The following is a 14264-nucleotide window of genomic DNA, read 5'->3' on the forward strand; positions in this document are numbered from 1 at the left end:
GGCTTGCGCCATACTCTTCTTTTTACTTCTCCTCAATGCTTAAAAACTAACCATTCACTTTCTCCATATACTTTGATATCAGTACTATCTATCATTAAATAACCTTCCTCACCTAGTAGTGGTAAATTTATTCTTTTAAGTAAGCTTTTAGCTCTTTTAGATAATCTACTAAACTCCGGTACTTTTAGCCTAAGTCCAGTAAGCTCAAATATAGATCTAACAAACCCTTCAGTTTGCCTCAACGGCAACTTAAGTAGCATAAGTGATCCTCTGTTCTTTAAAGATTGATTATATTCTTTCCAATTATTTATTTTGTATTTAACCTTACTCTTGTTTCTTTTCTTCATTTGAACTTAGCTGCTTATATTCTCAGCTTATCAATATGATTGCATTGTACTCTTTAAACTATTCTTCTTACTTTAATTCTTTCATACTTTTGTTAATTTCAACCTCCTTTACATATTTGAGCAACAACGCCCCAATAACCCGCTTAATAATATGTCCGCTTAACTGTTGACACATCAGTATAATATTAAAATAATTGTACTTTTTAGGTAAAAGATACCGAAGTAATTAGAACTTTTTTAGGATGATAATTAAACAGCTTATATCAATTTATATTGACTTATTCAATAGGTCGTTTATTCTAAAAAATTATATATTAACAATTATATATAAATAATTATGGATAAACACCTACCAATTTCTGAATTTAAAGCCCATTGTTATGAAGTATTAGAAAATGTACAAGGTCAACACCAATCCTTTATAATTTCAAAAAGAGGGAAGCCCATAGCTCGTGTTATACCTATAGAAAATAATGATACTAAATTAGCAGGTAGCTTTAAAGGAAAATCTATTATTATAAGTGATTTAATAACTCCCGTAGATATTACATGGGATGCTGAGAGCTAATATTATGTCTCAATCATTAATAGTATTGGATACGCATATTTTATTGTGGTTTTTAATTGAGCCTTCTAGATTGTCAGAAAAGGAATCAGAGTTTATTGAAAAATCGATAAATTCTGCTCAAGCAATTATTACGGATCTTACTCTGTGGGAGATAGCTATGCTATATGCTAAACAAAGAATTAAAGTACATGAGCCAATAGATATTTTCTTAAATACAATTTGTAAAACTGGGATTAAAGTATGTGAAATTACACCTAAAATAGCAGCTGATTCTGTTACTCTACCGGATAATTTTCATGGAGATCCTGTAGATAGAATTATAGTGTCAACCACTAGAGTATATAGCGCAAGTCTCTTTACCTATGATGAAAAGATAATAAAGTGGGCACAAAATGGCCATGTAAACCTTTGTAAATTAAGTAATTAGGGTTCTTGCACTACCACATATTTTCCATAAGATATATATTTATGATACTTTCTTGTAATCTGTGTCGTTACAAGAAAAATTAAATTTGCTCTTATTGTAGCCCTTTTGAATTATCTTTATTTTGCTCTCTTTCTTGTGATAATTTAGTTAAGTGAGGTGAGCTTGAGGGTGACTTGGCACTATAAGGGCTGCTAAATGGAGATGATTTTTCATCATCCGCGAGACTAGGTGATTCATCTACCCTCATTTCCTCGGTTTGTCTATTTAATCGCACATCTTCTTCTCTAAATATTTCCTGTACTATATGTAAAAATATCTCTAATGCACCCGTTTTAATTTGTACTTCTCCTCTACTATCTACCTCTGCAAAGAAATTTACACTTTCACTAAGTTTGCTATCATATATCTGCAATAAAAAGTCCTTAAAACTTCTTTTTAAATTTTTTTCATCACTGATTTCTTGTATTCGATTATAAAATTCTTTAATCATCTGATTAAACTCTGGATTTTTTAAATCATTCTTTATAATATCTTTTACATTAACGAGACCTTCCTTATTTACCTGAGGAAATTTAGTCTCCTTAGCCATTATTGTTTGTAAAGCTGATTGGCTATATATCTCATTTAGTTCTGATCTCGGTATATAAATTATGCTTTCTTTTTCAATCTCTATATCGCTAGGTGCACTACTACTGGAATCTGGTGGATACATCGAATAGTGCTCCCCTTTGTTTGCAGCCTCTATGTCTATCTTAAGTTGGGTTAAAAGTTGATTAAATATCTTGGAAGCTTGTAGATTCTTTTCCTTTTTCATACTTAAAAAGTAGGGTTTTACCCAGTTTGCGCTTGTAAAAATTGAATGGTGATCTCTAAATAAAGCAACTAATCGGGTATAGTTAACATTAATACCTTTATCTTCACCTTCGGATATAATTGTCTCAGTTACCTCTAAGCCTTCTCCTTCAGTAGCTTTTCCACCCCATACTTCTCTAGCTGCTAATATAGCACAGCTGCATTCGGGACAACATAACTTCGATACCCCGATATTTATCTCTCCTTTTATATCATTATCTATTAATGCTTGTAATATTTGTAGCTCGGCATGAAGATTATTTTTATCTCCCCTCATTTTACTATTATAACCATTACTATAATGAAGTAGAGCATAGCCAAATTCCGTTCCTTCTTGCTTATCTATTGTAACTGCTTCAACTTCTCCCTTTATTCCCGTAGGCTTAACAGATAAATAGGATAATTCAGGTTGGCCTGTGATTAAACGTATACTACCGTTTGATCTCATTATCATATGGTGATGACTGCGTTTAAAAGCATCAACAATGTCTGTAGATACAGCTTTAGCAGTATTTTGGCTGATATAAGAAACAAGCTCTTGCTCAATCTTTCTGAGATCAGTAGCCAAACGCGATATTGCTATAGATGCTCCTCCTAATATTGCACCTATTATAAAATCACTATCATTTGTTCCCCCTATTTCTGAAAGTTGGTTAATGCTATAATTACGTAATTCCATGGGATCCGGCAAAGATAATACATGTTCGGCAAGCGTTGCAATGGCTTTGGCAAATCCTTTATTAGGAAGTTTCTTTGCTTCTTGTTTTATGTATTTTATACAAATTTCCTTAAATATTTTGTTTCTTACTTCCTGATCAATTCTACCGTTTGCTACCTCAGAAAGATAATACATTATATTATTTAATTGCTTTTTAAAGTTACTATCTTTTGACCCTATAAAAAACTCATTAGAAGCAATAAGGATCTTCTCTCCGTCAAAACAAACGGCCGAACATTCCGAGTTCAGTTGCAATAACCGAGCTAATGAATCTAATCTGCGTTGCAGTTTATTATCTTGTTGTCTGGATCTCTTTTGTATAGTATAAGCTTCACTCGGGCTCTCATTTTCTTTTGCAATATTTTCTCCGCTAACCTCCCTTTTTCTTTTCTTATGCGAATTAATATCTTTAATAGATGAATATATAGCATGTTGTATTGCTGCTAATTCATCTGTACTTATTTTTTCTACCTCTTTTTCCTTTTCTTTAGACTCAACTAAAATAACTTGTCGTTCTTCCAGTTTGGGTAATATTTCACGCAGTGCATATGCAGGTTCTCTCGAAGGGCTCTCAAATTGCTTTAAATAATTCACATTACCGGTGAAAACAACCATTAATGCATTATATACTGCCCACCACCCGCAATCATAACCTTCAAGCTGTTGATTACATTCATTACCGTCAACTATTTTTGCATCCGAAAATACAGGTAATATTCTATGCTTATGCTCTTTCCCTTCTGATTCAAAGGTATACTCCGTGCCTTGGGTTAATAAGTGCTTCAGTGATTTAGGTAATTTTGGTTTGGTGTTTAGTGAATCTAAATAAAATACTATTTCTTGGTTATTATTTAGCTCCACCCCAAAAGGTGTAACATAGTTCTTAGGTAACACTACACAGCTATGCCAATGAGTTCCTCCCTCGGTTAAAGTATCAGTTTCAGAGCTGACCTCAATTGTAGAAGTATTTATAATCATTATTATAGGCTTCTTTAAATCGCCGCCATCCTGATGGATCAGTCCGTTTGCTATAAGATCCTTGTCGCTATAAAACCCCCCTATATTCTTAGCATAGTTAATAGCTCCTTCTAATGCATTATCTTGTTTGGAGGAAGCCGGGGAATATATTGAAGACTGATCAGGGTGGATAATATGAACCCAATCCCCTAATATTTGGTTTAAAGCATTATTAATCCCGTGCCCTGTAGCCCAATCATCAGATTTTTTAACCTTACCTGTATAGTTAACAATTGCTTGTAGGCTAGTATATAACATTTCTAATCTTTTGATTTTTGAAGCTTCTAACACTTCTTGGGCAACTATTTTAGCTGCTATAGTTTGTATTTCCTCTTCAATCACTTCCTTTAATTTAGACGACTCGGTTTCTTCTAATACCCTTAATAAATGTGCTTTATATTCTTCTAACCTTTGTAGCTCATTGCTTTTCACAGTACACCTTCCCCGCCTAGTAAATAATGTAGATTTAATAATTGTTTAATAAGTTTTATTATAAAACTATATTTTAATATGTTATTATTTTTATTATAAATTATATTTCTAACTTTAAAAAGTATTTTGCTTATGAAAAATAATGAGAAGCATACTAATCAAGAAAATCTTAACTCTAAAAAAAGAGTAAGTTGGGCAGACTCCATTGAAGATAATGAGGGAAAAACACTTAGAGCTAAAAAGAAGGCTAAAGTTTCCCCCGAATCTCAAGGTTCAAGTCCCACTCAAAAATCATTAAAAAACTATTTTGCTCACATGTTTAGTAATGGCCGTTATGATGAAATAAGGCAAGAATGGGAGAGTCACATCGCAAGGCATACTAGAATAATAGAGCTTAAAGAGCTATATGGAGATGAGAGTGAAGAAGTATTAAAAATGGGTAAGAATATAATCGGTAAGCTACTTTGTTTAGATAATTATTCTCTGTTAAGGTGGGTTACAGTAAACTGCGATATAGAAGCTTTTAAATTAATTGCTGAAATGTCTTCTACAAAATACTTACAACGCATGGTACGTTATGATGACTATATGGCTTTTAGGCTATTTGTAAGTAGCAATCGGATTAATGAGAATAATCATGAGTATAACTCTTCTGAATGTATTGAGGGATTTAAACTTTTTTTGAAAACTGATAATAATGTAGTTAATATTTTCTGGAATTGTCTTAATATCACTGATAGCATTAAATCTGATTTTAATACTGCTCTAAAGGAAATGGGACTTGGACATCTTATAGATGATAACAAGGAAAATATTCCTCAAAATCAACTAAATTCATTTAAATACAGAATTCTTAGTACAGCTGCAGAGGCTACTAAAATAAATAGATAAATTAAAAGCTATCTTCCATAATTTTCATTATCATACTTTTTTACTTATGCACTTTTAGGAATATTTATAAATTTATTACTTTGTAATTTTTCTATATAGGACTTACTCTCCGGGAGTTGAGCTATATTGCTAATAATTCTATTTTTCAGTTCCTCAAAACCCACAACAAGTTAACTTACTATAGATTATATTAGCTGTGATAGAAAAGTTGACATAGGGAAAACTTTTGGAGATTTTATCTCTCTAAAATCATATTCTACATAAGGAAGATCAAATGCTAGCTGTAAACAATATTGAGCTTTTATTTGCTCCTGAAAATGTAATAAATTATTGCTTATTGGTTGATTTGCTGAAGTCTTAACCTCAATAAGTGCCCATGGCTTATCATTGTCCGTTATTAAAAAATCGACTTCACGCTTGTCTTTATCTCTTAAGAAAAATAAACCATAATTTCCAAAGCCGTAGTCATTCCAAAAGTCTATAGCTTTTTTAAAATGACATGCAACAAAATTTTCTAGCCTTGCACCAGCATCTTCTATAATAGACCAATCACAAAGATATAACTTAGGTTCTTTTATTAAGCTTCGGCTAATATTTTTGCTCCAAGGCCGAATAGTAAAACAATAAAAAAAGGATTCCAAGACATTTATCCAACGTCTTATCGTTTGATCTGATACTCTAACTTTTTTAGCAAGAGAAGTATAATTTAAAAGCTGCCCCGCTTGGTACTTTATAATATTAGCTAATACTTCTAACTGTGCTAATTCTTGAATCTTTGCTAAATCCCTTATGTCTTCTTTCAACATTTGTTGTTGCCGTAGGTTTTGCCATCTATTGTAAAACTTTTTCTCTTGCTTTAAAAAAGGCTCGGGAAATCCTCCGAATTCTAATAAAGACTTTATTAGATCATTCTCAATTTTCTTTGGGGAGCTTATAGCAGAGCCTAGTATCTCTGACTTTACAAGTTCAGCAACTGAAATAGGATGAACACGGTATAAAAAGTATCTTCCCATAAGGCTATCACCACCTTTACGGTAAACATCTAACTTGGCACTTTCTGTAACTATGATATCTAGCCTTCCTTTATACTCATCTATAAACCCTTTAAGAAAATTTTTCCAATGTGAATATTTATGGATTTCATCAAGTACTATATTGGGTCTAACATTTAATATCGCATCTATAGGTAAGTTACTGGCGATAGTATTATTTTCGGCTAGTATTTGTTCTCTATCGAAAGCATTATCCCAGTTTAAGTATTTATGGTACTTAGCTCTCTTCATAACATTTTTTGCTATGGTGGTTTTACCTACTTGCCTTGGGCCTGATAATAAAATCATTTGGTCATGACTGGCAAAGTGTTCTTCTATGATTTTCTGATATAAGCGCTGCATAAGTTATTTAGTTATATTATATTTAACTATACCATGCGTATCGGATTGGTCAAGACTAATTCGATACGTGCATCGACAAAGTACCTTTCAAAGGCTTTGTGTAGGACAGTCAACTTAGTTTCCTTCTTAAGGTTGCCCAATATTGTAACCGTTTGTTTATCTCTCTTTCAAATCCCCTTTCCACAGGTTTATAATAAATTCTCCTTTTAAACTTATCCGGAAAGTAGTTTTGTCCTGAGAAGCCTTCCTTAGTATCATGGTCGTAAACATATCCTTCAGCATACCCTTGCTCTTTCATTAACTCTGATGAAGCATTTAGTATGTGAAAGGGTGGCATTAAAGAACCATAATTTTTAGCATCTGATACAGAATTTTTATATGCTTTGTAAACAGCATTTGATTTTGGTGCTGTAGCTAGATATATTACTGCTTGTGCTATAGCTAGTTCCCCTTCAGGAGATCCTAAAAGCTCATAGGCTTGATTTGCAGCTAAAGCTTGTTGTAATGCAGCAGGGTCAGCCAATCCTATATCCTCTACAGCACACCTGACTAACCTCCTAATAATATATAAAGGGTTCTCCCCTGCAGTTAGCATCCTTGCTAACCAATACAAACTTGCATCACAATCTGATCCTCTTAAAGACTTATGTAATGCACTTATAAGATTATAATGCTGATCTCTACCTTTATCATAGATCGGTGTTCTTTTTTGCATTAATGAAAGCAATTCGGAAGAAGTTAAAGGGCTTGTATGCTTTAAATCAAAGAGCTCTTCGCATATGTTTAATAAAAATCGTGCATCGCCATCGGCCATGTCACATAGAGTAGTTCTCGCTTCTTCTCTTATAGGTAGTGGCTTATCTAACAATCTTTCTGCTCGTTTTAGTATATGGAGTAATGCATTAGTATCTAATCTATTCACAACAACTACTTTACAACGAGACAGAAGAGCGCTATTTAACTCAAAGGAAGGATTTTCAGTCGTAGCACCAATTAAAATTATAGTACCATTCTCTATATATGGTAGAAAGATATCTTGTTGAGAACGATTTAAATGATGAATCTCGTCTACTAATAGTATAGTGTTAATTCCGCATTTTTTATTTTCACTTGCTTTTTTAAATACATCCTTAAATTCTGCAGCTCCGCTTATTACAGCAGATAATGTATACAGGATACCTTCAATCTTTTTAGTAAGTAACCTTGCTATAGTTGTTTTCCCACATCCAGGAGGCCCCCAAAGTATCATACTTAAAGCATATGAATTCTTATCCAATTTTAGGAATAGTGAATCACTATCTAATATATGTTCTTGTCCATACACTTCATCTAAAGAAGTGGGTCTAAGCTTATCAGCTAATGGGGTTGTATTACTACTTTTAAACACTTATACGGCAAAAAATTATATAATTATCTTACATGCAATAATGTTAGCATATAAAAATAAATTAATAAAGTAGCCCTATTAGAGGTCTTGTCCAACAGCACTAAATTTATTATGAAGGCGGTGGTTAGCCCAAGTAAAAAATTTTGAAATGGCTATCCTAAGCAGGGAAGCTATATAAGATATAAGCCTTTATTTTACCTAGCTTTTAATCTTACTGATTTTATTATTTTTTTGGTAATGAATTTTTCAAGAAAGCCCCAACTCGGCCTTCTATATCATTTTATAGCTAAAACTACTTTTCCATATGCAAAATTTTATCTCTGTACCTGAGACTTTTCTAAGCTTTCATAATGCTCCCTAACAATTTTTACAGGTAATTCAATGCTATAGTAAGTAGAATGTTTCTCTATCTTATCTAAAGTTATACCTAGTTTTTCTCTAACCACTAACTTAATATGTTCAGGTTTATAGCTTAAAGGTAACTTGAAAGAGCAGCTTAAAGGATTATAAATATTTTCGCTTAATATTTCTAATTTTATATACTTATCTAAAATACGTGTTAGAATCCGATTTTTTATTATTTCCTCAATAGATCTGAATTCATCAGGACGTGGAGGAATTTTATATCCAAATTTATTTCCTAAATAAAGCATATAACAATCTTTTAATTCAGTAGAAGCAGTTTTTACAGAGCATTTAGTTGAATCTAGTTCAGTTTCAATTATAGAAGATACTTTATTTATTTGTGGTTGAATTTTGTTTTCAAAAAATTCTACCATTTTGTAGTTAGTTCGTTCCATGGATGTAAGAAGTAAATATAGTATATCAGTATTCTCTCCGGCTATTTGATATGCACATTTTATACCTTCTGCATGATACTTATATGCTTTTTTATACCATATGCTAGCGTGCTGGTTATCATAATCCCAATTATTGATAAATCTAGCATAATTTTTAGCGGTTTTTCCAAGCTCATAATAAATTTCCAGCTTAAAATTAGCTTTAGAACCCACATACTTAATACCCTGCTTTGCATAACTTATGGCTTCAGCGTAATAATTTAAATAATAGGCTGAAAGATGCAAATTAGAATATATATTCGAAATTAACTTTTTCTTTCCAGTCTCTAAAGCTAATGATAATGCTTCCTTACCAATATCCCGCACAGCATTCAAATTATCTTGTTTTACATATAACTCAATTATATTATTATACACTAATACAACTTTACTAGTAATAATATTAAACTTATTTAACTTATAGATATCTAAGGCTTTATTGGCATAAAACAGTGATAATTCATAGTTCTCCATTAGTAAATAAAGTTCATTAAAGGAGCAAAATATATCGAAAAAAATACTATGTGTTTCATTAGGATTCATTTCTTTACACATGCTATTTGCTTTTTGCAGATATTCTTCCGAGCTTTTTAGATAAGCTTCATAATTCTCACCTATTTTTGAGTTTTGTTTTACAGCAAAATGTACATAATATGAGGCTAAAGTTATATAGCACTTAACTAATTCAACATGAGGTATTAGTTTTACTGGGTTAACGCTTAATTTAAAAGCTGATTCATTTAAATGAAGAGATAAGTCAGCGTGTATTTTAGCATTAGTAAAATCTTCTATTTTTAAAAAATAACAACTCAAGTTAAGATGTGTTTGCGCATGAACCCTTGCAGGAGCTTGTAAACTCTCCAAAATAGATAATGCTTTAACATAATAATTATAACTTTCTTGATGATCACCTGCTTTTGAGTATCCTAGGCCTATACAGTTTAATAACAAAGCATATTTCATTTCATCTACTAAGTTATTTTTTTTATATAGCTCTTCAGATAGCTTTAAATATTTAAGTGCTTTAGTCCCATTATCTATATAACTAAGACATACTCCAAGCTCCTTATAAACGTCTCCTAGAGTTATTGGGTCAATCTTCTCACTATAGGTTTTTATTATATATTTATAATTTTTTATAGCTTCCTCATATTTGCCTATAGACATATCTAGTGTAGCCTTTTCTCTATATATACTAAAAACTAATGTAGAATAATTTCTTCCATATTCTGACTTAAGTTTAGTAACTTCTCTTACAAACAAATCATTAATTTTATTATAATACAATTCAAGGTTAGTTATGTCGGAGATTTCATGATAAATAGAGCATAAGCTCATATAATTTGTTATTAGGATTCTAACATTTATTTCGGATAAAGATTCTTGTTTTTCTATTACTTTTTGTAAAAGTATAATTGATTCGGAATACATTCCTTTATCAGATAATAAGATCGCTAAATTACTTTGAGCAGTCATATTATCATCATATTTCAACACTTCTCTATAGCACTGCTCTGCTTTATCTTCTTCTCCTGCGTTCGAATAGGCAACTCCTAGGTTATTTATTGTATCAAGTAATCTTTTATTGTTAGACTCAAAGATTTCCCTTCTAATTTGCACTACTTCTTCTAATATTTTTAAAACATTCTGAAAATCATCTTTCTCTCTATAAATATCAGCTAAATTATGCATTACATTAGTTTTATTCTCTAATTCTAAATTAGAAGTAATTTCGTTATAAAATAGTTCTAAAGACTTTTGGTAATGGCTTTGGGCTTTATCAAGCTTACCTAGCTTGGAATATGCTAATCCTAATCTATTATGCAAGCTCTTAAGCAAATATATAGGGTCTAGTTCAATTAGTTTAGCTAATTTTTCTAGTGCTTTTTCACTCTCAGTTAATATTTTTATTTTTAAAATATTAACTATAGAGTCGATATCTTCTTCCCAAGGTACTACTTCTTCATTAGATACTTTACTCACAATTTCAAGATCATTTTGGTGGAATCCATGCATTATTACTTTATGCCGAGTATAAAGAACTTTTCTCATTGAAGAATCTAGTTCTGGATGGCTTAACTCCTCAAATATCTTTTTGTAATTCTCACTCTCATATAACTTATCAATATATCCCCCTAAAAACCCTGTTGATGTCGCCTTAGCATGATGTGCCTTTTTACTATCCAACTTATGTAATAAGCGTTGAAATTTTATTTCTTTGTGCAACCTAATAAAGATTTTACTATCATCATTACTATCTTTTGATTTTTCTTTTACTTTTAACTTTTCTACAACTTCACTTTTTTGATCATTTTGAACTTTGGTATTTTGACTATTTTGTACAAATTTTCTTAGATCATTATTTCTCTCATCTTCATAGAAAGCTTCAGGAGACTTATTTTGTAAATCAATTGGAAGTTTTTGTCTCATTTCATTATATGAATCAACTAAATTTCTGAAATCCTTATTCTGTTCAAGTGGCTCTGAAAAATGCAGTTTTTTAGTAGCTACTATCCCTTGAGTAATAGCATTAATGAGTTTCCCAGCCTCTTTAGTCTTATCAGATGGTACATAACCAAAAAGTTTTTTTGCAGCTAGTTCTCCTTTAATAACTAAATCTAACACTCTAGTGTATTCTTCTAGTTTATCACTTTGTACTAAGCCTTTTAAGGTCTCTATAGCTACTTTGCTAGAAGCAATCTTTTTTAAATATTGTCCTCTTTGCTTCTCAGGAATAGTTATATAATTCTTTATTACCTTTTCTGAAAATTCTATAATGTATCTTGCTTTTTGTAGGATTTCTTCTTCTGTATAATATTTTTCTATTTGGCTACTGCTTTCTGAAGATTGTTGATTTTCCTGCACAACATCGTCGTTTATAGCCTTCTTTTGTTCATCGTTCTCTTCCTTAGCCTCTTTTTTTATTTTTAATCCTTTTTGAAGATTATTTGTTAAGAGTTTTACATCAATGCCTAGTACAAATTCTCCGTCATTTTTTAACAATTCTTCATTCTTTAATGATTTCCATATTTCAGTGGGTGCTAAATTTCTGCGTGTTTCTAAAAAGCTTTGTAATAAATTTATAAATGAAAGCAATGTTTCTCTTTCGCTGATAATAACATTAAACATTAATGTTATTAATTTGCTATTCTTTATAATTATCCAAGGCTGACCTTTGATATTATTTCTATAACCAACTAGCTTTTTAAAAAGCTTGCCAAAAACTCCCTTATTCTCATCATCATTTTCCCAAGATTTTAATCTATCAGAAATTTCTCTAGAGCGTTCACCAATTTTAACAAATATATATGCTATATGATAACGATCAGTTTTATTATTTTGTAAATCTATATTTTCAAAATGCTCAAGTTGTAAATATGCCTTTATAGCTGCTAAACACCTATAATCATGATAAAAAGAAGTTACCCAGACAATAGGTATAGCTAAAGGTTGACAACTTGTTACAATATTACTTTTACTAATATTTCCATGTGTTGTTCTATTTACAATTGATTTATAATTTTCTAAGTCTTCCTTAGGTATAAAAGAACTTATTAATGGCAGCTCATTCTGAAAAATATTATATATTTTTCCTTTTAATTCTTTTAATGCTTCCAATATATTATACTTTTTATCTGGTTCATTTAAAGCATACTTTATAACCTCTAGGAAAAGTAGACGTTCAGGTGACTTTATATCAAGCATATCTTTAAGATACCCTAGTTGCTCAAAATCAATTCCTCCTGCTCTTTTTCTTGTTTTTTCAGATGATTGTGATCTATCAATAAAACCATACTTATTTCTTATGCAGTTTGGGTCTTCATCTCTCCATTTAATATTATGAAAACACTCTCCTAGCTCTGCTAGTTTTTCTAGATTTCCTTCTTCCTCTATTTCCTCAATAATTAATATAGCCTTGAATAATACCTCAAAGTCCTTACTCATGCGCTGTATTGCATTATTATTTGTAGGCACTGGATTATTTTTTATTTCACTTACACCAGTATTTTCCCGCTGTGTATTGTTGCTTGTGTTATGAATATTAGCTAAAGATGAACTTGGTTGTAATCTTTTTACACCTAGATCATGTGCTGATGAGCCAAACCGATCTCTTATATTTTCGTTTATATTATTTTCTATTAATAAGTTTGCAACTTCTGTATTCCCCTCTCCTAGTGCCCAATGTAAAGCTGTTTGGCCATCATTATCTAATTTATTTATTTCTATTCCTTGTTTTATTAGTAAATTAATAATTTCTATAGAACCAAAGCCCGCAGCCCAATGAAGAATACTTCCACCAAATTCTAAGTCAGCTATATTTATGTTAGTTTTAATCTCTTTCTCTACTTGCTCAATATTATCTTCTTGTATTGCTTGAATTAGATTACTCTTCATTTGAATTAAAACCCTTTGCAGATTATTGTTTACACATATGCTTGGTTTATTGTCCTCTAAATGTCTATATATATTATCTAAGAATATATTTATTTTGTTACGGAATTATTAAAAAAATTACTTAGAATCTAAATTTTAACTATTTTCAAGTAGTTATAATGGTGAATATTGTTAGCTAAATTACTATATATATTTAAGATATAATAATTATGGTTTGTATTATGTTTGAAATTTCAATAAACAATATTTAGCCATGGATCGTATAAAAAGGTCTATTAACATTAAAACTCAATTAGGGGCTTTACTATAAGTACCTTCATTTATATAATCTACTTAGCATCCGGCTTAATTTCTTCTGTTGAAGTTGAGAGTTCTTCAGAATTAGCTGTAGATTTTTGAGCTATGTCTTCTACTTCAATTAACTTTTCATTATTCACAGACCAATTGGTATGTTTAAACTCAACTTTAGCTACAGGATATCCTTCAGCCATACAAAAGTATCCTTCTTTACTGTTGAGCCTTATAAGCTCTGTAGGTAGTACTAAGTGTTGAGTTATTTTTTGCTTATTTACATTTACACCATCTCTCATTTCGTGGGCACTATAGGATAATCCGGTTGTGATAACTTTCCTATTACCTACTCATAAACGGTAAGCCTTGGAACCTGCATAAACTAAGGAGCTCAGCACCAGAGTTCCGTTTTTGCACGTTCTCTAACACTGGGCCTAAATACCCTTCCTCACCTAGTAGTGGTAAATTTATTCTTTTAAGTAAGCTTTTAGCTCTTTTAGATAATCTACTAAACTCCGGTACTTTTAGCCTAAGTCCAGTAAGCTCAAATATAGATCTAACAAACCCTTCAGTTTGCCTCAACGGCAACTTAAGTAGTATGCGTAATGTTACCATAGTTTCTATTGCATAATCCGAGTAATAAGTTAGGCGTCCTTGTTTACACATATTATCATTTACAGCATACCATAACTGCTCTATATCTCCC

10 protein-coding genes are annotated in these 14264 nt (G+C 31.2%); 3 read left to right on the forward strand and 7 right to left on the reverse strand.

What is annotated here, in order from left to right; genetic code table 11:
* Window positions 1-32: 32 nt before the first annotated feature.
* A complete protein-coding gene (locus NF27_RS10575) occupies window positions 33-347 on the reverse strand; it encodes a transposase (RefSeq protein ID WP_039459482.1) in 315 nt (104 codons plus the stop codon).
* A gap of 337 nt (window positions 348-684) precedes the next feature.
* Between NF27_RS10575 and NF27_RS10580 the strand changes: the two genes are divergently transcribed.
* Both NF27_RS10580 and NF27_RS10585 read left to right on the forward strand, forming a co-directional pair.
* Window positions 685-915 carry a type II toxin-antitoxin system Phd/YefM family antitoxin gene (locus tag NF27_RS10580; RefSeq protein ID WP_039459461.1) on the forward strand — a complete coding sequence of 77 codons (231 nt, stop codon included), beginning with the start codon at window positions 685-687 and terminating at the stop codon, window positions 913-915.
* A gap of 4 nt (window positions 916-919) precedes the next feature.
* Window positions 920-1342 carry a type II toxin-antitoxin system VapC family toxin gene (locus tag NF27_RS10585; protein ID WP_053332796.1) on the forward strand — a complete coding sequence of 141 codons (423 nt, stop codon included), beginning with the start codon at window positions 920-922 and terminating at the stop codon, window positions 1340-1342.
* 91 nt (window positions 1343-1433) lie between these two features.
* On the opposite strand, the gene NF27_RS10590 is transcribed toward NF27_RS10585, so the two are convergent.
* Window positions 1434-4361, reverse strand: a complete 2928-nt coding sequence (locus NF27_RS10590) for a hypothetical protein (RefSeq protein ID WP_039459467.1) — start codon at window positions 4359-4361, stop codon at window positions 1434-1436.
* Window positions 4362-4493: 132 nt separating this feature from the next.
* Between NF27_RS10590 and NF27_RS10595 the strand changes: the two genes are divergently transcribed.
* On the forward strand, window positions 4494-5252 hold the full coding sequence (locus NF27_RS10595; protein ID WP_039459469.1) for a hypothetical protein: 759 nt from the start codon (window positions 4494-4496) through the stop codon (window positions 5250-5252).
* Between the two features lie 185 nt (window positions 5253-5437).
* Here the strand turns inward: NF27_RS10595 and NF27_RS10600 are convergent, their stop codons facing one another.
* From NF27_RS10600 to NF27_RS11535, 5 genes are all read right to left on the reverse strand, one after another.
* Window positions 5438-6646, reverse strand: a complete 1209-nt coding sequence (locus tag NF27_RS10600) for an ATP-binding protein (RefSeq protein WP_039459471.1) — start codon at window positions 6644-6646, stop codon at window positions 5438-5440.
* Between the two features lie 109 nt (window positions 6647-6755).
* Window positions 6756-8033: a replication-associated recombination protein A gene (locus tag NF27_RS10605; protein WP_039459473.1), complete on the reverse strand. Its 1278-nt coding sequence runs from the start codon at window positions 8031-8033 to the stop codon at window positions 6756-6758.
* A 314-nt stretch (window positions 8034-8347) separates the two neighbouring features.
* Window positions 8348-13267, reverse strand: coding sequence for a tetratricopeptide repeat protein (locus NF27_RS10610; RefSeq protein ID WP_039459475.1), 4920 nt, complete (start codon window positions 13265-13267; stop codon window positions 8348-8350).
* A 329-nt stretch (window positions 13268-13596) separates the two neighbouring features.
* The gene (locus tag NF27_RS10615) at window positions 13597-13890 is read right to left on the reverse strand and encodes a type IV secretion system DNA-binding domain-containing protein (RefSeq protein WP_275574626.1); all 294 of its coding nucleotides are present in this window, start codon (window positions 13888-13890) and stop codon (window positions 13597-13599) included.
* A 10-nt stretch (window positions 13891-13900) separates the two neighbouring features.
* The coding region (locus tag NF27_RS11535) for a transposase (RefSeq protein ID WP_204367900.1) at window positions 13901-14264 on the reverse strand (364 nt) is incomplete at its 5' end.

Origin of the sequence: Candidatus Jidaibacter acanthamoeba (genome assembly GCF_000815465.1) — a bacterium.
In the GTDB taxonomy this organism is placed as follows: domain Bacteria; phylum Pseudomonadota; class Alphaproteobacteria; order Rickettsiales; family Midichloriaceae; genus Jidaibacter; species Jidaibacter acanthamoebae.